We start from the raw sequence: 20783 nt of genomic DNA, 5'->3' as shown, positions 1-20783 counted from the left end.
CGCCGGTGCGGCGGCCAAGGGCGGGAACGCGGGCCGGGATCGACGGTGCTGGGCGTGCCTCAGATCGTCACCCAGGCGCCGCTGTCGGCCGAGCGGGCGACGGCGTGGATGACCCGTTCGACCTTCAGCCCTTCGGCGAAGTCGAAGGCGGGGGCGCGGGTGCCGGCGATGGCGGCGAGGAAGTCGGCCAACTCGATCACCTTCAGGTCGTTGAAGCCGAGGCCGTGGCCGGGCGCCGGGCAGAAGCGGCCATAGGGCGGGTGAACCGGGGCGGTGAGGATGGTGCGGAAGCCGCGCGTCGCCTCGTCGCCCTCGGCGAGGAACAGCGACAGCTCGTTCATCCGCTCCTGGTCGAAGCGGAGCGTGCCGCGGGTGCCGTGCAGCTCGATGCGGATGGCGTTCTTGGTGCCATGGGCGGCGCGGCTGGTGGTGAGCACGCCGGTGGCGCCGGAGGCGAAGCGCAGGAGCGCACTCGCGACGTCGTCATTGTCGGCGACGCCGCGCTCGCCCGGCTTGCCAGCGATCGGCCGGGTCGGGTGCGCCGTCGCCATGTCGGCGACGACGGCGTCGATGGGGCCCGCGAGCATCGTCAGGATGGCGACGGCGTGGCAGCCGATGTCGCCGAGGGCACCGAGCCCCGCCTCGCTGCGCCGGCAGCGCCACGACCACGGCAGCTCCGGGTCGGCCATGTAGTCCTCGTCATAGAGGGCGCGGACATGGACGAGGCGACCGAGGGTGCCATCGGCGACGAGGCGGGCGGCGTGGGAGAGCGCCGGGTTGGCCGTATAGTTGTAGCCGAGGCGGGTGAGGCCGGCGGCGGTGGCGGCAGCGGCAGCCATGCGCTCGGCGTCCTCGAGGCTCACCGCCATCGGCTTCTCGCAGTGGACGTGCTTGCCGGCTTCGAGCGCCGCGATCGCCATCTCGGCGTGGACGGCGTTCGGCGTGGTGATCGAGACGATGTCGACGTCGGGATCGGCGACGACGGCGCGCCAGTCGGTCGACGAGCGCTCGAAGCCCCAGGCAGCCGCCGTGGCGGCGGCGTGGCCGGCCTCGACGTCGCAGAGGACGGCGAGCCGCGGCCGCGGCAGGCCCTCGAAGGTGGCGCCCACGGTGCCGTAGGCGAGCGCGTGGCACTTGCCCATGAAGCCGGTGCCGATGAGGCCGAGGCCGGGTCGCTTCATCTGTCGTCAGCCTGTTCGGTGGGGGAAGGAGCGCATGGGGTGGGCAAAGAAAAAGCGGCCGCCGCCTGCCGCGAGCAGTCCGTGCGGCGGCCGAGTTTGGGAGGGTGTCCGGAGCTCAGACGGTGCCGCCGAGCTCCATCGAGAGGTCCTGCAGTTCCTTGTCGCCGGCCATCAGCTGCTGCAGGGCGTCGATGTCGATCTCCGCCTTGTCAAAGGTGCCGAGGGTGCGGCCGCGGTTCAGCACCGTGAAGCGGTTGCCGACGGCATAGGCGTGGCGGACGTTGTGGGTGATGAAGATGACGCCGAGGCCGCGCTGGCGGACCTGGTGGATGTATTTCAGCACCATCGAGGTCTGGGCGACGCCGAGCGCGGACGTCGGCTCGTCGAGGATCAGCACCTTGGCGCCGAAATAGACGGCGCGGGCGATCGCCACGCACTGCCGCTCGCCGCCCGACAGCGTGCCGACCGCCTGGCTGGCGTCGCGCACGTCGATGCCGATGCGGGCCATCTCCTCGCGCGCCACCCGGTCGGCGTGGGCCATGTCCATGAACGCGAACGGCCCGAACTTCCTGACCGGCTCGCGGCCCATGAAGAAATTGCGCGAGATCGACAACAGCGGGATCATCGCGAGGTCCTGGTAGACCGTGGCGATGCCGGCATCGAGCGCCTCGCGCGGGCTCGCGAACGCCACCGGCCGGCCCTCGACCAGATAATCGCCGCCGCTCGGGCGGTGGCAGCCGGACAGCGTCTTGATGAGGGTCGACTTGCCGGCGCCGTTGTCGCCGAGCAGGCACATCACCTCGCCGGCGCGCACCGTCAGCGAGACGCCGGCGAGCGCCACCACCGGGCCGTACTGCTTGGTGATGTCGCGCACCTCGATCAGCGGCGCGGCCGTGGCGGCAGCGTGCGCGGCGGTGCGGACGGCAGCGGTCTGCATGGATGCGGCCATCTCAGCGCTCCCCCGTGACGCGGCGGCGGATGACGTTGTTGAAGAGGACCGCAACCAGCAGCATGGCGCCGAGGAAGACGCGGAACCAGTCGTTCGGCACGCCGGTGAACAGGATGCCCATCTGCACGACGCCGAAGATCAGCGCGCCGAGGCAGGCGCCGATGACGGAGCCGTAGCCGCCGGTGAGCAGCGAGCCGCCGATCACCGCCGCGATGATCGCCTCGAACTCCTTCAGCATGCCGCGGTCGGCCGCCGCCGAGCCGAACTCGAAGACCTGGCAGGCGGCGTAGATGGTGGCGCAGAAGGCGGTCGCCATGAACAGGCCGATCTTCACCCGGTCGACCGGCACGCCGACGTTTCGCGCCGCATTGGCGTCGCCGCCGGCGGCGAAGATCCAGTTGCCGACGCGCGTCTTCGTCAGCACCACGTGGCCGACGATGGCGATGAGGAGCGCCCAGACGATCACCATCGGAATGCCGTTCACCACCGGGGCGCCGTTCGGCAGCCGGCCGATGACGCCGGCGTCGGCGAGCCAGACGAAGACGGGCGCGCCGATCTTGCCGCCGAACATCCAGGCGACGAACGAGTCTCCCGCCGCATCGCGGACGCCGGAGACGATGGTGCGGTTGGTGAACATGATCGACAGCGCGATCGTCAGGCCGCGCAGGATGAACAGCGAGGCGAGCGTGACGATGAACGACGGCAGCCGCGTCTTCACGACGATGATGCCGTTGAGGTAGCCGATGAACAGCGCGCCCACGAAGGCGAAGAGGACGCTCGCCTCCACTGGCCAGCCGAAGTAGACGGTCGGGATCGCGATCATCATGCCGGCGAAGCCGATCATCGAGCCGACCGAGAGGTCGAACTCGCCGCCGATCATCAGGAGGGCGGCGGCGACGCCGATGATGGCAAGCTGCGCCGAGACGGTCGTCCAGTTGAGGATGCCGTCGGCGGCGAACATGCCGGTGCCGGACGCCGTGACGGCGAAGAAGGCGAAGACGAGAATGGTGCCCGCGAGCGCGCCGAGCTCCGGGCGCGCCATCAGTCGGCGCAGGCCGGTCTGGCGGCGCAGGCGCTCGTCGGCCGGGGTGGCAGGGGTGGCCTGGGTGGCGGGCGCCACCATCCCCACGTCCGCCGCATCGCTGCGATTTGCCATGCGATGTCCTCCTGGGACTCAGGTCTCGAAGCTTGCCGGAGCACGTCCCTCCCCTGCCAGGGGGAGGGACCGGCCGCGAAGCGGCCAGGGTGGGGCCTGTCAATCCAAACGCAGGTTCGCATTGGGATTGACGGGCCCCACCCTGACCGGCTGCGCCGGTCTGTCCCTCCCCCTGTCAGGGGAGGGACGGAAGCACGCGTCTTGCCCGCCCACTCTCAGCGGAACTCGCCGGCGAACTCCTCGACGAGGCCGATATTGTCCTTCGTCACGAAGCCCGGCCCGGTGTTGATGTCGTTGGCCGGGACGAGGCCGTAGCGGGCGTTCATGGTGAGGAACACGACCGGCAGGTAGCCCTGCATGTAGGGCTGCTGGTCGATGGCGGATTCGACGACGCCGTCCTTGATGCCCTGGGCGATATCCGGCGACAGGTCGAAGGAGATGAAGTTGTACTTGCCGGCCGAGCCGGTGTCGTTCAGCAGCTTCAGCGTCGGCTCGGCGGAGTTCGGCCCGAGCGTCAGGATGCCGTTGGTGTCCGGGTGCTGGGCGAGGTGCGCCTTCACCCGGTTGTAGACCTCGGTCGGGTCGATGCCGGAATCGATCATCTGGTCGCCGAGGGGCACACCGAGGGCGTCGGCGTAACCCTGGCAGCGCTCCACCGAGGCCGGGTTGGTGATGTAGTGGTTGACGCAGACGAACTTGGTGACGCCGGCCGCCTTTGCCCGCTCGCCGGCGCCCTTGCCGGCGTCGTACTCCGGCTGGCCGATGTGGACGAGCGCGCCGAGCTTCTTCGACTGCTCGGCGGTGCCGGAGTTGACGGTGATCACCGGGATGCCCTTGGCGATCGCCGCCTGCACCGGCCCCTCGAGCACGTCGTAATCGGCGATGGTGATGATCAGACCGTTCGGGTTGGTGGCGGTCGCCTGCTCGATGATGCGCGCCATGTCGGCGAGGTCGCCGGTCGGCGGGTTGCGGTACTCGACCGAGACCTTCTGGTCGGCACCGGCATTGTTCAGCGCGTTCTTGATGACGTTCCACCACGAGTCGGAATCCGGCGCGTGGCTGACGAAGACGAAGCGCTCGCCGTCGGCATGGGCCGGTCCGGCGAGGCCGACGAACGGCAGCGCCAGGGCTGCGGCGGCGGCGATGGTGCGGATGATGGCGGTGGTCATGGCTGTCTCCTCCCTTGTGTCGCTCCCGGGGCCGCGCACGCGGCCGCCGGCCTCCCCCGCGCGGCACCCTTGGGGCGCGGCGGTGTACGGCGAGGTGCGCCGGTGACGGCGGCCGAAAAGGGTGGCCGGGGGCGGGCGTTCCTGCCGGGCTGGGCCCTTCCCTGCCCGCGGCCGCCCGGTCCCTCCCGGCGGCGTTGGACAGAATGAATGGACCCATTTATTCTTCTCTTGGAACTTTTATTCCATTACCCGCCGCCGGCTGTCAAGGGTAGCGTGGGGCCAGAGCACGGTGCCGCGGCGGGCGGCACGACAGGGGGGCGCCGATGGCGAGCGAGACGACCGAGCCACCGCGCGACTTCGAGGCGCTGAAGGAGCTGCTGCTCGCCCGCCACGACAGCCTGCCGCGGCGGCTCGCCCAGGTGGCCGCCTTCGCGCTGGAGAACCCCGACGAGATCGCCTTCGGCACGGTGGCGAGCGTCGCCCAGCAGGCCGACGTGCAGCCCTCGACGCTGATCCGCTTCGCCCAGCAGCTGGGGTTCGCCGGCTTTTCCGACCTGCAGGAGGTGTTCCGCCAGCAGCTGCGCTCGCGCTGGCCGGACTACCGCGAGCGCCTCGCGCGGCTGAAGGTGGACGGGCCGCAGGCCTCGGGCGGCGGCGCGGCGGCCCTGCTCGCGGGCTTCGTGGAGAGCGCAACGGTGTCGCTGGAGCGGCTCGGCGACACCGTCTCGGCGGAAGAGGTGGAGCGGGCGGCGGGCATCCTCGCCGGCGCCGACACGATCTTCCTGCTCGGGCTCCGGCGTGCCTTCCCGGTCGCCGCCTACCTCGCCTATGCGCTCGGCAAGCTCGGCCTGCGCGCCGTGCTGGTCGACCACGTCGCGGCGCTGGCGCCGGAACAGATCGGCGGCGCGCGGCCGGGCGACGCGGTGGTGGCGATCTCGTTCTCGCCCTACACGCCGACGACGATCGAGCTCGCCGCCCGCGCCGCCGAGATCGGCGTGCCGGTGGTGGCGATCACCGACAGCCCGTTCTCGCCGCTCCGCCCGAGCGCGACGGTGCAGTTCGAGGTGGCGGAGGCGGACTTTTCGGCGTTCCGCTCGCTGTCGGCGACGCTGGCGCTGGCGATGGCGCTCGCGGTCGCGACCGGAGCGCGGCGCGGCGGGGGGTAGAGCGGCCCCTCCCCTGCCCCTCTAGCTCTTGTCCTGGCGCAGGTAGATCGAGCCGAGCGCGGCCGGCTCGGCGGTGTCGCGGCGGCCGATCAGGCTCGACAGCACCAGCACGATGAGCGTCAGCGCATAGGGCAGCATCATCATCAGGTAGGTCGGCACCGGCGCGCCGACCGCCTGCAGGCGCGGGCCCAAGGCCTCGGCGGCGCCGAAGATCACCGCGCCGAGGAGCGCCCGGCGGGCGTCCCAGCGGGCGAAGATGACGAGCGCGACCGCGATCCAGCCGCGGCCGGCGATCATCCCCTCCACCCAGACGTGGCTCGCCGCCACCGAGAGATAGGCGCCGGAGAGGCCGCAAAGCGCACCACCCGCCACTACCGCGCCGATGCGGACCATCTGGACATCGACGCCGGCGACGTCGGCGGTGCCGGGGTCTTCGCCGACGGCGCGCAGCTGCAGTCCCGCCCGGGTGCGCTCGAGGAACCACCAGACGGCGACGACCAGCACCAGCGCCACCAGGATCAGTGGGTCCTGCTGCAGGAAGAAGCGCTCGAAGGCGTTGGTGGCGGGCGCCGCGTCGGCGCCGAAGCGCTCGATGCCAGGGAACGGTTTCTGCACGAAGTCGCGCCCGAGCACGCCGGCGAGGCCGATGCCGACGGCGACGGTGGTGAGGCCGGCGAGTGTCTGGTCGCCACGAAAGACGACGACGACGATCGCGAAGACGAGCGACAGCCCGGCCCCGGCGGCGACGCCGGCGAGAATGCCCAGCGTCGGCGCGATGCCGCTCAGCACGACGGCGGCGCCCGTCATCGCGCCGATCGCCATGACGCCCTCGGCGCTGAGGTTCAGCACGCCCGCCCGCTCCGACAGGATCAGGCCAAGGGCGGCGAGCAGCAGCGGTGCGGCGTAGGCGGGAATCGCGGCGAGCCAGCCGACGAGGAAGCCGCTCATTGGGTGGCTCCCCAGTTCGCCCGCGAGATGCGGTAGGCGCCGAAGAACTGCGCCACCAGCACGCCGAACAGCACGAGGCCCTGCAGCAGCACCACCACCGCCTCCGAGATCCCGTAGAACACCTTGAAGACGTCGCTCGCGGTGAAGACGCCGCCGATGATCACCGCCACCACCACGGTGGCGAGCGGCCGGAAGCGGCCGAGGAAGGCGATGACGATGCCGGAGAAGGTGTAGCCGGCGCCGAGCGTCAGGCTCATCCGGTGCTCGGTGCCGGCGACGATCAGCCCGCCGGCGAGCCCGGACAGGGCGCCGGAGAGGAGCACGAAGGCGCAGGTGACGGCGATGACGGGAACGCCCGCCGCCCGCGCCGCCTCGATGTTCTCGCCGACGGCGCGGCCGTAGAAGCCGAGGCGCGTCACGTCGACGAGGAACCAGACGAGCAGCGCCGCGGCGAGCGCGATCGGCAGGCCGAGGTGCGTGCGGCCGAAGCCGAGGGCGGAGAGGCGCTCGGCGGCATCGAAGGCGAGCGAGATCGGAAAGCCGGTGGCCGGGTCGCGCCAGGCACCGAACAGCAGGTGCTGGGCGAACAGGAAGGCGATCGAGCCGAGCAGCAGCGTCGTGATCACCTCGTTGACGCCGAGGCGGAGCTTCAGCACCAGCGGCAGCGCGATCCAGGCAGCACCTGCGAGCGCCGCGGCGAGAAGCATCAGCGGCAGGCGCGTCGCCTCCGGGCCGACATCTCCCAGCGCCACGGCGGTGGCGCCGAGCGCCCCGAGCCAGAGCTGGCCCTCAATGCCGATGTTCCAGAAGCGCAGGCGCAGCGCCACCGCCGCCGAAAGCCCGACGCAGATGAGCGGGGTGGCGAAGGTCAGCGTCTGGGCGAGGCCGGACGCGGTCATGAAGGCCTCGCCGATCACCTCGTCGAACAGCGCCGAGGCCGGCACGCCGATGGCGACGAGGAGCGCCGTGGCCATCGCGAGGCCCGCGGCGATGCCGGCGAGGAAGACCAGCGCCGACAGCCAGGCCGGCGTGTCGAAGCGGCGGGTGATGACGAGACCGTCAAGCATGGCCGACCATCAGGGCTCCGAGCGCCGCGGCAGAGGCCGCCTCGACGGGCATCTCGCCGACGATGCGGCCGCGGTTGATCACGGCGATGCGGCCGGCGAGCGCCATCAGTTCCTCGAGGTCCTCGCTGATCAGAAGGCAGGCGACGCCGCGCTCGGCAGCAGTCGCGATCGCCGCCTGCACGGCCTGGGCGGCGCGCACGTCGAGGCCGCGGGTCGGCGAGTGGGCGACGAGGACGCGCACGGCGTCGTCGAGCTCGCGGGCGAGCAGCACCTTCTGGGCGTTGCCGCCGGAGAGCAGGCCCGTCGAGCGGCCGGGGGTGGCGCCGTGGATCTCGTGGTCGCGGATGGCCGCTTCCGCGTCGCGGCGGATGCGGCGGCGGGCGACGCCGAGCGGCGAGCCGTAGCGGCCACGTCGGAGAGCCGCGAGCGCGAGGTTGTCGGCCACCGTGAAGCCGCGGATGAGGCCGAAGGCGAAGCGGTCGGCCGGCACGACGCGCAGGCCGAGGTCGCGGCGCGCCGCAGGCGAGGCAGTCGTCACGTCATGGCCGGCGAGCGCGACGCTGCCGGCGCGTGGCGTGGCGAGGCCGGCGAGGCAGGCGACGAGTTCGCTCTGGCCGTTGCCGCCGACGCCGGCGAGGCCGAGCACCTCGCCTTCGCGGACGGCGAGTGTCAGTCCGTCGAGGGTGACGCCGCCGTCGTCGCGGCGGTGGGCGAGGCCATCGACATTCAGCGCCGGTCCGCCGGGCGCCCGGCGCGGCCGCGCCACCGGGGCAACCGTGGCGCCGACGGCGAGGCGTGCCACTTCCGCCGGCGTGACGCTGGCGATCGGCGCGCCATCGAGGACGGTGCGGCCCTGGCGCATGACGGTGACGCGGTCGGCGCGCGCCGCCACTTCGCGCAGCTTGTGGGTGATCAGCACCACCGAGCCGCCCTGGGCGGCGAGGCGGGCGGTGAAGGCGAGGAGAGCGTCGGACTCCTGCTCGGTGAGGACCGCCGTCGGCTCGTCGAGGATGAGCACGCGGGCACCGAGCAGCAGGACCTTCAGGATCTCCGCCCGCTGGCGCTCGGCGACCGAGAGGTCGGCGACACGGGCGTCCGGGCGGACGGGGAAGCCGATCTCCGCGGCCTTGGCGGCGACCAGGGCAGCGGCGGCAGCCGGCGAGCCGGCACGGCGCCCGAGGGCGAGGCGGACATTCTCGGCGACGGTGAAGCGCGGCACCAGCCGAAAGTGCTGGTGGACCATGCCGAGCCCGGCGGCGGCGGCATCGACGGGCCCGCGGATGCGCACGAGCTCGCCATCGACGAGTTCGCGGCCGGCGTCCGCCGCATAGACACCGGTAGCGACGTTCATCAGCGTCGACTTGCCGGCGCCGTTCTCGCCGACGAGGGCGTGCACCTCGCCGCGGCGGAGCGTGAAGCCGGCGTCGATCAGCGCCGGCTTGCCGTCGAAGGCCTTGTGGACGCCGGCGAGCTCCAGCGCCGGCGGCGTCCCCGGAGGAGCGCCGACGCCAGAGGATACGGGGCGGCCGTCGCCCGCGGGATGGGCGATGGCCGTCTCCGTCATTGCGCGGCGGGCATCGTTCCGATGGCGCCTTTCACGAAGTAGTCCATCGACCACAGCGCCTCGTCGGAGACCTTCTCGCCGGCCGGCACGGCGACCGAGCCGTCCTGCTTCTCGATCGGTCCGGTGAAGGGGTCGAACTCGCCGGCCACCATCTTCGCCTGGACCTCCTCGATCTTCGCCTTGGCGGCGTCCGGCACGCGCTTGCCGAAGGGGGCGAGGCCGATCACGCCCTTGTCGATGCCCTCGAAGGCACCGTACTCCTGCGGCGTCCAGGTGCCATCGGTGATCGACTTGATGGTCGGCACCAGGTAGCGGTCCCAGTGGAAAACCACCGAGGTGAGGATGCCCTCGGGCGCCGCGTGGCTCATGTCGAGCTGGTAGCCGACGGACGAGGCGCCGCGGCGCTCGGCGGCGGCGAGCGGTGCCGTCGACGACAGGTCGGTGGCGATCACGTCGGCATTCTGGTCGAGGATCGCCTCGGCGACCTGGCCTTCCTTCACCGGGTCCCACCAGGAGTTGGTGTAGACGACGACCGTCTCGATCGACGGGTCGACCGAGCGGGCGCCGAGGATGAAGGCATTGGCGTCCCAGTTGACGACGCCGACCGGGAAGCCGGCGACCATGCCGAGCTTCTTCGACTCGGTCACCGAGCCGGCGGCGATGCCGGCGAGATACCAGGCCTGGTAGGTGCGTGCGTAGAAGCTCTCGAGGTTGGCGCCGTTGGTGGTGCCCGAGGCATTCAGGAAGGCGACGTCGGGATAGGCCTTGGCGGCCTCGGCGATCGGCTCGGAATAGCCGTAGGTGGTGCCGACGATGATGTTGAAGCCGCGCTTGACGAACAGGTCGATCGCGGCGCGGAGCTTGGTGGCGTCCTCCGGCACGTTCTCGGCGACGGCGACGGTGAGGCCGAGGTCCTTCTCGACGGCGGCGCGGCCAGCGTCGATCGCCTCGTTCCAGCCGCCGTCCTTCGCCGCCGCCGCGTAGATGAACGCGACCTTCGGCTCGGCCTTCAGCTCGAACGACCAGGCCGAGGTCGCCGTGCCCGCGAGCAGCGTCGCCGTGGCGCCAAGCGCCAGCAGGCCGGACGCAAATGACTTCACCATCTCTTTCCCCTTTTCTTTGAGATCGAACGCCTCTTCATCGGAGGCTGCGATCACGAGCCGAAAGCGTTGCGGAACCGGACATCACTGCTGTCGAATTCGGACGATATAGCCTGACATTGTTGCCGTCACCGCTTGCGGCGGCCCCCACCTTGAGATTATGATCGTCCACACATTGGAGCTTCTCAAGCTCGTTTTTTGATCACTTCGGCCAAAAATATGGACGGTGGCATGGACTTCGAGGCGCTGCGCTGCTTCGTGCGGATCGCGGAGGGTCAGTCGATCTCCGCGGCGGCGAAGCTGCACGGGCTGCCGAAGTCGACGCTCAGCCTGAAGCTGCGCCAGCTCGAGGCCGACGTCGGCTCCGACCTGTTCGGCCGCGACGGCCGGGCGCTGCGTCTCACCGACGCCGGCGAGGAACTGCTCCGCCACGCCCATGCCATCCTCGCCGCCTGCGAGAGCGCCCGCTCGGCGGTGGCGGAGGTGCGCGAGGAGATCGCCGGCACGCTGCGCGTCGGCTTCTCCGGCGAGTTCGGCACCGCCTTCAACGCGCAGATGCTCTACGCCTTCCGCCGCCGCCACCCGAAGGTGAAGCTCGACCTCGTGTTCTTCTCGGCGAGCACGCTGTTCGACCTCGACCGGCTGCAGGCGATCGACGCCATCGTCGCCTGGGACGCCGTCGGCGCGGGCGGCCACGACAGCGTGCGGCTGTCGTCGACGCGCTTCGGGCTGTTCGCGAACCCCGCCTACCTCGCCGAGGCCGGCGTGCCGGAAGCGCCGGCGGACCTGCGCCGCCACCGCGGCGTGCTCTACCGCACCGCCACCGGCCTTCAGAGCTGGCGGCTCTGCAGGGACGAGGAGACGGTCGACGTGCTGCCGGCCGACGACCTCGTCGCCAACGAGTACTGGACGGTGAAGTACTTCGCCGTCGGCGGCGACGGCATCGCCTACCTGCCGCGCTTCTTCACCCGCATGGAATGCGCCCGCGGCCATCTCGTGCCGGTGCTGCCGGACTGGCTGTCGGAGGAGCGCTTCGTCCACCTCTACTTCCCGCGGGGACAGGACAGTTCGCGCAAGTCGGCCGCCTTCCGCGACTTCTGCGCCGACTATTTCCGGCCGGAGTTCGCCTTCGACGGGCCGGAATACTACTTCGAGGCCCTGAGCGGGCCGGACATGAAAGGGCCAGCGACGACGGGGCCCGAAAGGAGAGTGGCATGAAGGTTCTGCAGACGGGCAACGGCGCCCGCGCCGTGTCGGCGGGGCTCGAGCCGCGCCAGGCGAGCCGCGAGGAGATCCCGATCCTCGACCTCGAGCCGATGTTCACCAACAGCCCGGCCGGCAAGGCGGAACTTGCCGCCGCGTTGCGCCAGGCGTGCACGAATTCCGGCTTCTTCTACATCCGCAACCACAACGTTCCCCAGGCGGCGATCGACGGCATTTTTGCAGCTGCCCACGGCTACTTCGCCCAAGGTACAGAGGCGAAGATGGCGACCCACGTCGCCAAGTCGCGCAACAACCGCGGCTATGCGGCTCTCTTGGAAGAAAACACCGACCCGACGGCGCGCGGCGACCTGCACGAATCCTTCGACATCGCGCTCGAAGTGCCGGCGGACGATCCCGACGTGCTCGCCGGCAAGGTGCTCTACGGGCCGAACCAGTGGCCGGCGGGCGAGCCTGGCTTCCGCACGGCGCTCGAGACCTACCACAAGGAGATGATCGCGCTGTCGCATCATCTCCTGCACGCCTTCGCGCTCGCCCTCGACCTGCCGGAGACCTACTTCGACGGCTTCGTGAAGAAGCCGCTCGCGACGCTGCGCGTGCTGCACTACCCGCCACAGTTCGGCGAGATCGACGACCGCCAGATCGGCATCGGCGCCCACTCCGACTACGAGTGCTTCACCATCCTCGCCCAGGACGGCGTGCCCGCCCTGCAGGTGCTGACGAAGTCGGGCGAGTGGATCGCGGCGAACCCGATCCCGGGCTGCTTCGTCGTCAACATCGGCGACCAGATGGCGCGCTGGACGAACGACCTGTTCGCCTCGACCGTGCACCGGGCGATCAACCGCTCCGGCCGCGAGCGCTACTCGGTGCCGTTCTTCTTCGGGCCCGACTACGACACCCTCGTCGAGGCCCTGCCGTCCTGCGTGTCGGCCGAGCGGCCGGCGAAGTACGAGCCGATCACCTCCGGCGACTACGTCAACGGCCGCTTCGCGGCGACGCTCGCCCACTACGACCCGGCATCGAAGGCGCCCTGAAGGGCCGGCCACTCCGCCACACCATCAGAGTCTGACCGCGGCCGCCGATCACCCGATCGGCGGCCGTTGGCGTAGAGAGGGCACGGCGCCGACTACACTTTTTTCGTGTATCAATGCAGTAATACACTTTTAACTTGCTCGTCCGCATCCTGTGATGGAAAGTGGCCTCGTCACCCCAGGGGGGAGGAGCGGGGCGCAATGGCGGGGACCGGGAAACTGCGGACCGTGCTGATCGGCACGGTCGTCGCCTCGATCGCGCTGCAGGGCTGCGCCACCACGTCGGGCGCACCGGGGGTCGCCGGCTCGACGGCCACGGAGCAGGCGATCGGCCAGTGCGCCGCCAGCCTGATCATCTCCGCCGGCGTCGGTGCTCTGATCGGCGCCGCCATCGGCGGCAGCAACAGCGCCGGCACGGGGGCGCTGGTCGGTGCCGCGGTCGGCGCGGGCGCGTGCGCCGTGCTGCTGCAGGTGGCCGACGAGGAAGACAAGCGGCAGATCCGCGAGGCGGAACGCGCAGCGGTGCTGGCGAACGCCAGCCGCTCGAAGACGATCCGCACCAAGTCCGGAAAGACCGCCGAGGTCACCACCAAGGTCACCGCGGCCCCGATCCCCCGCGCCCCGCCGGCGGACGGCGGGACGACGACGACCGTGGCCTCCTCCGAGCCGCCGGCGGCCTTCACCAACTGCCGCTACTCCGAGCAGACGATCTCCGTCGACGGACAGTCCGCCGGCAGCGGCAAGCAGCTGTGGTGCCGGCTCGACACCGGCGACTGGCAACCGATCAAGTCGTAGGAGCGCGCCCGTGTCCCTCCTCGCTCCGCCGCCCTATCCGCAACTGCCGAGCGCCGTCGACACCTACGTCGCCATCGACCTGTCACCGGATGGCGAGCCGGCGCGGAGCCTGTTCGCCGAGGTCGACGACGAGGCGCGCAACAAGGCGATCCAGCTCACCGACCATGTCGGTCCGCTGCCGAGCAACCTCACCCCGGCGATGGCGCGCTGGTACGCGGCCCACGTCGCCGGACCACGCAGCGCGGCGCTCGACCAGGTTGCCGCCGTGCTCGGCGAGAACGATGCCGAAGCAGGCACCCGCGGCACGTTCCTGGAACGCGAGATCTCACGGGCCGAGGATCTGCGGCTCGCCGGCAAGCGGCAGGTCGTCAAGGCGCACCGCGAGAAGAACGAGGCCGACTACGAGCGGCTCGCCGAGGCGCGCATCCGCTGGCAGAAGGCGCGCAACGCCTACGATGAGCTGCACGCTCGCCACGGCCGGGAGGCGCGGTTGCCGTCGTGGTGGTACATCCCCTCGCTCCTTGTCATCGGCGCCGCGGAAATGCTGGTGAACTACGAGAGCTTCGCGGCCGTGAAGTTCTTCACGCCCGCGATCGCCACCGGTGCGACGATCGTCGTCGCCGCCGCCCTCGCCTTCTCGTCCCACCTCTACGGGACGTTCCTTCGGCAAGTGGAATCCCGCTTCGGCCCGCACCGGCGCGACGGCGACCGCGCCGCGGCGGCGCGGATGTTCGGGCTCGGGACCTTCTGCCTGTCCGTCGTGCTCGGCTCGGTCTGGTACGCGCGGACGAGCTACCTCGCCGACGAACTCATCGAGATCGCGGTAATCGGCGGGGCGGCGCCGAGCTGGATCTCGATCGTCGGCGGCTCGATGATCATGAACATGGTCGTCTGGATCGTCGGCGTGATCCTGGCCTTCTTCGCCCACGACGAGGATCACATGTATCCGGTCGCCCTGAACGACCGAAACAAGGCCGAGAAGGCTTTGCGGGCACTGCAGAACCGCATCAACCAGCCGATCCAGCGCCAGTTCGAGAGCGTCGACGCCCAGGCCGACCGCAACATCGGCCAGTTGCGCACCAAGGAGCAGTCGCTGGCGAGTTCGCCCCGGCACGCCGAGGGGCGCAAGCTCTTCGCCCGCATCAAGGAGCAGGACGCGCGGGTGCTGTCGGTGATCGACGCCTATCGCGGCAAGCTGCGCAGCCGCGCCCGCGAGAACCCGATCGTGTTCCGCAAGCAGGCCGAGCTTCCGTCCCAGCCCGCGGGCACGCTCGACGCCGACCAGTACGCGGCCGAGCCGATCGTCATGAAGTACGGTTGAGGAGAGCCCGATGCGAGCCCTGGCGCTCCTCGCGCTGCTCAGCGCGATCCTCCCCGTCTCCGCCGGCGCGCAGACGCTCGTCGACGAGAGCGCCTGCCGCGCATCGGCGCCGGACCAGCACCGGCGTCAGACCGTGCTGGTCGTCGACGGCGGCATCGTCGTGCCGGACGGCCCGGAGGGCCCGTCGGAAGCGAACCGGCCGTGGCGGCACTTCGTGTCGCTGTTCGTCGACGCCGAGAACCCGGTGATCCAGCAGCTCGTCGGTCCGGCCGAGCGGCTCACCATCGCCATCGCCAACGCCGACGGCTCCGGGCTGACGACCTTGTTCGGCGGCTGCGTGCCGCTCGTCGATCCACAACAGGCCGCCCGCCTCGACGGCGAGACGTCGGGCGTCGCGACCTTCTTCGGCACCGACTGGCGGAGCCAGCAGGGCAAGCTCGCAGAGAGCTTCGCGCGCTCGGCCCGGCTGTCGCTCGTCGAGGGTGTCGGCCGCGCGAAGGTCGGCGCACCCTCGCGGCAGCCGTTCGCCTCGGGCGGCCTCGTCCGCTCGCTCGCGAAGTTCCGCGGGTTCACGCTGGAGGCGGGACTGCCGCGGCTCGTCATCGTCACCAACGTCGGCCTCTACGAGTTCCCGAGCGGCACCGTCGAGGCGGCGCGGCGGCAGGCGCGCGCCGACGCGGAGGCCTCCGGGCTCGACCTCGCGCGTGCGGAGGTCAATTTCTTCAGCGTCGGCCCGGATGCGACGGACGCGACGGCGGCCTATCTCTCGGCCTTCTTCCTCGCCGCCAAGGGCAAGCTCGAAACCACCGGCGGTCTCGGCGGCACGCCGTCGTCGAACAAGCTGCCGATCGTCGTCGACGTCTACCAGGGCTCCGTCGCCTACCCGGACGGCGAGTATCCCGTGCGCATGCGCCTCGCCCGCGACCGCAACGGCTCCGTCATCCACTCGTGGCTGGAGGTGCAGTCCGACCGCGCCCGTTTCGTGCCCTTCGCCGGCCTGCTCAACTGCACCGGGCCGAACGACTGCGACTATGTCGGCGACCGCGTCTTCGCGCAGATCTGGAGCGACAAGCCGGATCCGGACCCGGAGTGCGAGGCATGGATGCCGTTCGCCGGCCTGCGGGAGCTGAGCTTCCGCATCAATGGCGACGGGCTCTCGGGGAAGATCACCGACTCCGGCTGCTACGTCGCCGGCAAGGAGGACGGCCTCGAATTCGAGATGAAGCGCGTGCCGAATGGGATCTTCTAGCCGTCTCGCCTGCCTCGCGGCGGCGGTTCTCGCCGGGTTCGCGGTCTTCGCCTGTGGACCGTCGCGCGCCCAGCCGGCGTGCGGGACGCCGGGCGGCCTGCCGTGCGTGCAGGAGCCGTGGCAGACGGTCGGGCTCGAGCATCGCGACCGCGTCGCGCGGCTGCACCGCCTCGCCGACCGGCGCGTCGGCTTCGAGTTCTTCGAGGAGACGATCACGCCGCAGGAACACGGGCTCGCCAACTTCCCGACCGAAATCCCGATCCTGCGCATCGTCGCCCGCCAGAACGTGTTCTTCGACAGCGGCCGCGACGTCATCCGCGCCGAGGCGCTGCCGCTGCTCGACATCATCGCCGAGAGCCTGAAGCGCGAGCCGCCGGACGTCGCGCTGTTCGTCGCCGGCCACACCGACTGGGACGGGTCGGACGCGTACAACATGGAGCTCGGCCTCGCCCGGGCCGACCGCGTCGCCTCGGCGCTGGTCCGCCGCGGCGTCTACCAGGCGGCGATCTACCGGGTCTCGTTCGGCGAGCACGTGCCGATCGCCTCGAACGAGACCCGGGTCGGCAAGGCACGCAATCGCCGCGTCGAGTTCCTGTTCGGTGCGCGCACGGAGGCGGTGACGACGTACATCGTGAAGCAGAAGGTCGACTTCTGCCCCGAGCACCGGCGCGACCCCTTCGGATCGTGCCGGATCGGCGTCGTCACCGAGGCGGTCAAGGTCTCCGTGTCGATCGAGGACGCGGCCGAGATCAGCCGCCTCGACAGCGAGGTGAAGTCGCTGACGCTGCGATCCGATCTCGACCAAAGCGAGATCGTCACGCGCCGGCAGCAGATCGAACTGCAGCGCAACAAGATCCCCGTCATCCTCAGCACGAAGAAAATCATCGTCGAGCTCGATTGATGGTCCGCCGCCGCCATCCCGGCCTCGCAGCGGCTGCATGGCTCGGCGCGGCGACGGTGTCGCTCTGCATGGCGGTTGCGGGCTGCCAGGCCATGACCGCGCACCCGGATGACCGGATCGCGCCGCCCATCGCCGCCTGCCGGGCCGAAGACGAGGTCGGCGCGCCCAACCCGAACGCCCCCGGCGGCTGGAACCTCGTCCGCAGCGGCTCCATTGACGTCCTCTGCCTCACCGGCACGCTGGAGGCCGTCCGGGTCGCCGACGTCGCGGCCGCCCTGCGGCGGCGGCCGGGGTCGCTCGCGATCGTCGTCCGCTCGACCGGAGGGCCGGTTCCCGTCTGGCTCGGCCTCGCCGAGCACCTCGTCGGCCGCGTCGGGCTGCTCGTCGTCGACGATGCCTGCATGTCGAGCTGCGCGAACTACATGGTGCCACTGGCGGACACCGTCCTCGCCACCCCCGACAGCCTCGTCGTCTGGCACGGCGGACCGGTCGGCTCCGTCGGCGCGATCGAGCGGCAGGGGATCGACGACATCGGCACGATCGTCGCCTATGACGAACTGGCCAGGCGCACCGACGCGCTCTACGGGCGCCTGGGGCTCGACACCGCGATCCTCGAAGTCTCGGCCGAGCCGCCTGAGGGCGGCAAGCTCCGGCGGACCATCGCGGCCCTCGGACGGCAGCACGACGCGCCCCGCACCGTCGGAGGCTATGCCTTCGCTCCGGCCCGGCTCGCGCGCTGCTTCGGCTTCCGCAATGTCGAGCGGATGTGGCACGCCGGCGACGACGTCGCGGTCGCCCGGCTGACCGGGCAGCGCGTCCCGGGGCTGATCATCCTCGAAAGCCCCGGCGACCGTTCGGCCCCGGCGGGAGGACCGCGGCCGACGTGCTGAGGCGTCATCCGCGGCGTCGGGCGACGGCGGCGCAGCACAGGCCGCAGCGCCGGCCGATGGGGCTCAGAAGCCCGACAGGACGATCTTGCCGATGCTGGTGCCGGCCTCGACCGCGGCGTGGGCGCGGCGGAGGTTCTCGGCGTTGATGGTGCCGAAGTGGGCGTTGGCGGTGGTGCGCAAGACGCCCGCATCGACCAGCGCCGAGACCTCCTCGAGGATGGCGTTCTGCTCGGCCATGTCGGACGTCTCGTAGAGCGAGCGGGTGAACATCAGCTCCCAGTGCACCGACAGGCTCTTGCGCTTGAAGGGCAGGATGTCGAGCTTTTCCGGATCGTCGATCAGCGCGAAGGCGCCCTGCGGAGCGAGGGACTCCAGGATCGCCGGCAGGTGCCGGTCGGTGGCGGTGAGGCCGGCGACGTAGCGCACCTGCGGCAGGCCGATGGCGGCGAGGCCCTCGTTCAGCGGCGTGCGGTGGTCGATGACGTGGTGGGCGCCCATCTTGCGGCACCAGTCGACCGTCTCCGGCCGCGAGGCTGTGGCGATCACGGTGAGGCCGGTGAGCCGGCGGGCGATCTGCGTCAGGATCGAGCCGACGCCGCCGGCGCCGCCGACGATCAGCAGCGCGTCGCCGCCGCGCTTGTCGCCATAGGGCAGGCCGAGGCGGTCGAACAGCAGTTCCCAGGCGGTCAGCGAGGTGAGCGGCAGCGCCGCCGCGTCGGCGAACGACAGGCTCTTCGGCTTGAGGCCCACGATGCGCTCGTCGACCGCCTGCAGTTCGGCATTCGAGCCCGGCCGCTGCAGCGCGCCGGCGTAGAACACGTCATCGCCGACCTTGAAGCGCGTCACCTCAGGCCCGACGGCCTCGACGGTGCCGGCGGCGTCGAAGCCGAGCACGCGCGCCGTGCCGGCCGGCGGGGTGGTGCGCAAACGCTGCTTCACGTCGACCGGGTTGAGGGCGATCGCTTCGACGCGCACCAAAAGGTCGTGCGGACCGATCTCGGGCGTCGGCAAGTCGAGATCGACGAGCGCCTGCGCATCGTCGATCGGCAGCGGGCGGTGGAAACCAACGGCCTTCATGCGGCTCTCCTGGTGCGATGGACGGCGCCGCGCCCCTATGCCGGCCGGCGCATTTGCTGTAGTAATTCTAAACTAAGGGCCGCCTGCGGGTTGGCGCAGCGGACCGGGACGGCGCCGCGGGCGCCGCCGCCGACAGGAGTGCCCCATCCCCGTGTCCGGCGCCATCGCCTTCCTCCGCTCGGGCCAGGGCCTCCTCGTCGTGGCGATCGCCGTGGCGCTGGCGGCGGGGCTGGTGCTTTCGGCGCTTGGAAGGCCCGAGCTCGCGACATTCGCCTACAGGGCGGGCACCGCCGCCGTTCTCGCCACCCTCGTCGTCTCGATCATCGCCAGCCTGCGGCGGGGCCAGTTCGGCCTCGACATCGTCGCGGCGCTGGCGATGGCAGGTGCGCTCGCCGTCGGCGAGAACCTCGCCGCCGCCGTGGTGGCGCTGATGTATGCCGGCGGCCAGGCGCTCGAGAGCTACGCCGACGGCCGCGCCAAGCGGGAGATGACGGCGCTCCTCGCCCGCGCCCCGCGCACCGCCGTGCGCCACCGCGGCGCCGAACTCGAGACCGTCGACATCGAGGTCATCCGCCCCGGCGACCGCCTGATGATCCGCCGCGGCGACGTGCTGCCTGTCGACGGCACCATCGCCGGCGGCCGGGCCCTGATCGACACCGCGGCGGTGACGGGGGAATCGCTGCCGCGCCACGTCGCCGACGGCGCCCCGGTGATGAGCGGCACCACCAATGTCGGCGACGTCTTCACGCTGCTCGCCACGCGGCCGGCGTCCGAGAGCACCTATGCCGGCATCGTCCGGCTGGTGCGCGACGCCATCGAGGGCCGCGCCCCGATGGCGCGCCTCGCCGACCGCTTCGCCCTCGGCTTCCTCGCCGCAACGGTGATCCTGGCGGTCGCCGCCTGGGCGATCTCCGGCGACCCGGTGCGAGCGGTGGCCGTGCTGGTGGTGGCGACCCCCTGCCCGCTCATCCTGGCCGTGCCGGTGGCGATCGTCGCCGGCCTGTCGCGCGCCGCCGGCCGCGGCGTGCTGGTCAAGGGCGGCGGCGCGCTCGAGGCGCTCGCCCGCGTCCGCGTCATCGTCCTCGACAAGACCGGCACGCTGACCCACGGCGAGGCGCGGCTCGCCGACATCGAGGTCTTCGAGGGCTTCGACCCCGACGAGGTGCTGCGGCTCGCCGCCTCCCTCGACCAGGCCTCGCCGCACGTCGTGGCGCGGGCCCTGATCGCCGCCGCCACCGAGCGCGGTCTTGCGCTCGCCACGCCCGAAGCAGCGACGGAGGCGCCCGGCGAGGGCGTCGACGGCATCGTCGAAGGCCGACGGGTGCGCGTCGGCGGCCGCGCCTATGTTCTGTCGGCGCTGGCGGACGGGCAGACGGCACCGATGCGACCGCTGCCGGCGGGCGTCGGCGTCGTCGTCTCGGTGGCGGTGGACGGGCGGCTCGCCGGCCGCATCCTGCTGGCCGACGGAATCCGCGACGGCACCGAGGCGCTACTCGCGCGGCTGCGCGGTCTCGGCATGCGCCGCATCGTGCTCGCCACCGGCGACCGCGCCGACATCGCCGAGGCGGTGGCGGGCGGGCTCGGCTTCGACGAGATCCACGCCGGCCTGACGCCGGAGGGCAAGATCGCGGTGATCGCGGCGGCCCGCGCCAGCGGTCCCGTTTTGATGGTCGGCGACGGCGTCAACGACGCGCCGGCGCTGGTGGCGGCCGATGTCGGCATCGCCATGGGCGTGCGCGGCGCCGCCGCCTCGGCCGAGGCGGCGGATGCGGTGCTGTTGTCGGACAGCCTCGACGGGCTCGCCGACGGCATCGCCATCGCGAAGCGCGCGCGCCAGATCGCGCTGCAGAGCGTCGTCGCCGGCATCGCCCTGTCGGTCGCCGGCATGCTGGCCGCAGCGGCGGGCTACCTGCCGCCGCTGCAGGGCGCGCTGTTGCAGGAGGCGATCGACGTCGCCGTCATCCTGAACGCCCTGCGCGCCCTGCGCTGAGGGCGCGC

At 71.4% G+C, this 20783-nt stretch carries 18 protein-coding genes; 9 read left to right on the top strand and 9 right to left on the bottom strand.

Annotated features, from left to right (window positions below; translation table 11 throughout):
• Nucleotides 1-59: 59 nt before the first annotated feature.
• The 4 genes from RUR49_RS23760 to RUR49_RS23745 all read right to left on the bottom strand — a co-directional run bounded on the left by RUR49_RS23760 (nucleotide 60) and on the right by RUR49_RS23745 (nucleotide 4455).
• On the bottom strand, nucleotides 60-1181 hold the full coding sequence (locus RUR49_RS23760; protein WP_409148928.1) for a Gfo/Idh/MocA family protein: 1122 nt from the start codon (nucleotides 1179-1181) through the stop codon (nucleotides 60-62).
• Between the two features lie 115 nt (nucleotides 1182-1296).
• Entirely contained in the window at nucleotides 1297-2118 is an 822-nt protein-coding gene (locus RUR49_RS23755; RefSeq protein ID WP_409148998.1) for an ATP-binding cassette domain-containing protein, read from the bottom strand.
• A 13-nt stretch (nucleotides 2119-2131) separates the two neighbouring features.
• Complete coding sequence (locus RUR49_RS23750; RefSeq protein WP_409148997.1) at nucleotides 2132-3253, bottom strand: ABC transporter permease; 1122 nt, start codon at nucleotides 3251-3253, stop codon at nucleotides 2132-2134.
• Nucleotides 3254-3501: 248 nt separating this feature from the next.
• Nucleotides 3502-4455, bottom strand: coding sequence for a sugar ABC transporter substrate-binding protein (locus tag RUR49_RS23745; protein ID WP_409148927.1), 954 nt, complete (start codon nucleotides 4453-4455; stop codon nucleotides 3502-3504).
• A gap of 323 nt (nucleotides 4456-4778) precedes the next feature.
• Here RUR49_RS23745 and RUR49_RS23740 point away from each other — a divergent pair, with 323 nt between their 5' ends.
• A complete protein-coding gene (locus RUR49_RS23740) occupies nucleotides 4779-5621 on the top strand; it encodes a MurR/RpiR family transcriptional regulator (RefSeq protein WP_409148926.1) in 843 nt (280 codons plus the stop codon).
• Nucleotides 5622-5642: 21 nt separating this feature from the next.
• Here the strand turns inward: RUR49_RS23740 and RUR49_RS23735 are convergent, their stop codons facing one another.
• From RUR49_RS23735 to RUR49_RS23720, 4 genes are read right to left on the bottom strand one after another with little or no spacing between them, the layout of a single operon-like run.
• A complete protein-coding gene (locus tag RUR49_RS23735) occupies nucleotides 5643-6569 on the bottom strand; it encodes an ABC transporter permease (RefSeq protein WP_409148925.1) in 927 nt (308 codons plus the stop codon).
• Nucleotides 6566-7636 (bottom strand): ABC transporter permease, encoded by a 1071-nt coding sequence (locus tag RUR49_RS23730; RefSeq protein ID WP_409148924.1) that lies wholly within the window; start codon nucleotides 7634-7636, stop codon nucleotides 6566-6568. The genes RUR49_RS23735 and RUR49_RS23730 overlap by 4 nt, the downstream gene beginning before the upstream one ends.
• A complete protein-coding gene (locus RUR49_RS23725) occupies nucleotides 7629-9200 on the bottom strand; it encodes an ABC transporter ATP-binding protein (RefSeq protein WP_409148923.1) in 1572 nt (523 codons plus the stop codon). The genes RUR49_RS23730 and RUR49_RS23725 overlap by 8 nt, the downstream gene beginning before the upstream one ends.
• Nucleotides 9197-10303 carry a BMP family ABC transporter substrate-binding protein gene (locus RUR49_RS23720; protein ID WP_409148922.1) on the bottom strand — a complete coding sequence of 369 codons (1107 nt, stop codon included), beginning with the start codon at nucleotides 10301-10303 and terminating at the stop codon, nucleotides 9197-9199. The genes RUR49_RS23725 and RUR49_RS23720 overlap by 4 nt, the downstream gene beginning before the upstream one ends.
• A gap of 228 nt (nucleotides 10304-10531) precedes the next feature.
• Between RUR49_RS23720 and RUR49_RS23715 the strand changes: the two genes are divergently transcribed.
• From RUR49_RS23715 to RUR49_RS23685, 7 genes are all read left to right on the top strand, one after another.
• Nucleotides 10532-11518 (top strand): LysR family transcriptional regulator, encoded by a 987-nt coding sequence (locus tag RUR49_RS23715; RefSeq protein WP_409148921.1) that lies wholly within the window; start codon nucleotides 10532-10534, stop codon nucleotides 11516-11518.
• Nucleotides 11515-12555 (top strand): isopenicillin N synthase family dioxygenase, encoded by a 1041-nt coding sequence (locus tag RUR49_RS23710; RefSeq protein ID WP_409148920.1) that lies wholly within the window; start codon nucleotides 11515-11517, stop codon nucleotides 12553-12555. Before RUR49_RS23715 ends, RUR49_RS23710 begins: the two co-directional genes overlap by 4 nt.
• 198 nt (nucleotides 12556-12753) lie before the next feature.
• Entirely contained in the window at nucleotides 12754-13347 is a 594-nt protein-coding gene (locus RUR49_RS23705) for a hypothetical protein (RefSeq protein WP_409148919.1), read from the top strand.
• Nucleotides 13348-13357: 10 nt separating this feature from the next.
• A complete protein-coding gene (locus tag RUR49_RS23700) occupies nucleotides 13358-14668 on the top strand; it encodes a hypothetical protein (protein WP_409148918.1) in 1311 nt (436 codons plus the stop codon).
• A 10-nt stretch (nucleotides 14669-14678) separates the two neighbouring features.
• Nucleotides 14679-15917, top strand: a complete 1239-nt coding sequence (locus RUR49_RS23695; protein WP_409148917.1) for a hypothetical protein — start codon at nucleotides 14679-14681, stop codon at nucleotides 15915-15917.
• On the top strand, nucleotides 15904-16818 hold the full coding sequence (locus RUR49_RS23690) for an OmpA family protein (RefSeq protein WP_409148916.1): 915 nt from the start codon (nucleotides 15904-15906) through the stop codon (nucleotides 16816-16818). The genes RUR49_RS23695 and RUR49_RS23690 overlap by 14 nt, the downstream gene beginning before the upstream one ends.
• The gene (locus RUR49_RS23685; protein WP_409148915.1) at nucleotides 16818-17708 is read left to right on the top strand and encodes a hypothetical protein; all 891 of its coding nucleotides are present in this window, start codon (nucleotides 16818-16820) and stop codon (nucleotides 17706-17708) included. Before RUR49_RS23690 ends, RUR49_RS23685 begins: the two co-directional genes overlap by 1 nt.
• A 63-nt stretch (nucleotides 17709-17771) precedes the next feature.
• On the opposite strand, the gene RUR49_RS23680 is transcribed toward RUR49_RS23685, so the two are convergent.
• A complete protein-coding gene (locus tag RUR49_RS23680; protein ID WP_409148914.1) occupies nucleotides 17772-18785 on the bottom strand; it encodes a zinc-binding alcohol dehydrogenase family protein in 1014 nt (337 codons plus the stop codon).
• A 151-nt stretch (nucleotides 18786-18936) separates the two neighbouring features.
• Here RUR49_RS23680 and RUR49_RS23675 point away from each other — a divergent pair, with 151 nt between their 5' ends.
• On the top strand, nucleotides 18937-20775 hold the full coding sequence (locus RUR49_RS23675; RefSeq protein ID WP_409148913.1) for a heavy metal translocating P-type ATPase: 1839 nt from the start codon (nucleotides 18937-18939) through the stop codon (nucleotides 20773-20775).
• Nucleotides 20776-20783: the final 8 nt, after the last annotated feature.

The organism is Pseudoxanthobacter sp. M-2, from assembly GCF_046156265.1.
In the GTDB taxonomy this organism is placed as follows: domain Bacteria; phylum Pseudomonadota; class Alphaproteobacteria; order Rhizobiales; family Segnochrobactraceae; genus CAMDHY01.
The sequence above is the reverse complement of the archived record's forward strand: the minus strand, read 5'-3'. Positions and strand labels throughout refer to the sequence as shown.

Coding starts and splice junctions, on each gene's coding strand:
- RUR49_RS23715 (WP_409148921.1), top strand. CDS start 10,532: ATGGACTTCGAGGCGCTGCGCTGCTTCGTGCGGATCGCGGAGGGTCAG.
- RUR49_RS23680 (WP_409148914.1), bottom strand. CDS start 18,785: ATGAAGGCCGTTGGTTTCCACCGCCCGCTGCCGATCGACGATGCGCAG.
- RUR49_RS23735 (WP_409148925.1), bottom strand. CDS start 6,569: ATGAGCGGCTTCCTCGTCGGCTGGCTCGCCGCGATTCCCGCCTACGCC.
- RUR49_RS23690 (WP_409148916.1), top strand. CDS start 15,904: ATGGGATCTTCTAGCCGTCTCGCCTGCCTCGCGGCGGCGGTTCTCGCC.
- RUR49_RS23760 (WP_409148928.1), bottom strand. CDS start 1,181: ATGAAGCGACCCGGCCTCGGCCTCATCGGCACCGGCTTCATGGGCAAG.
- RUR49_RS23705 (WP_409148919.1), top strand. CDS start 12,754: ATGGCGGGGACCGGGAAACTGCGGACCGTGCTGATCGGCACGGTCGTC.
- RUR49_RS23740 (WP_409148926.1), top strand. CDS start 4,779: ATGGCGAGCGAGACGACCGAGCCACCGCGCGACTTCGAGGCGCTGAAG.
- RUR49_RS23695 (WP_409148917.1), top strand. CDS start 14,679: ATGCGAGCCCTGGCGCTCCTCGCGCTGCTCAGCGCGATCCTCCCCGTC.
- RUR49_RS23710 (WP_409148920.1), top strand. CDS start 11,515: ATGAAGGTTCTGCAGACGGGCAACGGCGCCCGCGCCGTGTCGGCGGGG.
- RUR49_RS23755 (WP_409148998.1), bottom strand. CDS start 2,118: ATGCAGACCGCTGCCGTCCGCACCGCCGCGCACGCTGCCGCCACGGCC.
- RUR49_RS23750 (WP_409148997.1), bottom strand. CDS start 3,253: ATGGTGGCGCCCGCCACCCAGGCCACCCCTGCCACCCCGGCCGACGAG.
- RUR49_RS23730 (WP_409148924.1), bottom strand. CDS start 7,636: ATGCTTGACGGTCTCGTCATCACCCGCCGCTTCGACACGCCGGCCTGG.
- RUR49_RS23725 (WP_409148923.1), bottom strand. CDS start 9,200: ATGACGGAGACGGCCATCGCCCATCCCGCGGGCGACGGCCGCCCCGTA.
- RUR49_RS23720 (WP_409148922.1), bottom strand. CDS start 10,303: ATGGTGAAGTCATTTGCGTCCGGCCTGCTGGCGCTTGGCGCCACGGCG.
- RUR49_RS23745 (WP_409148927.1), bottom strand. CDS start 4,455: ATGACCACCGCCATCATCCGCACCATCGCCGCCGCCGCAGCCCTGGCG.
- RUR49_RS23685 (WP_409148915.1), top strand. CDS start 16,818: ATGGTCCGCCGCCGCCATCCCGGCCTCGCAGCGGCTGCATGGCTCGGC.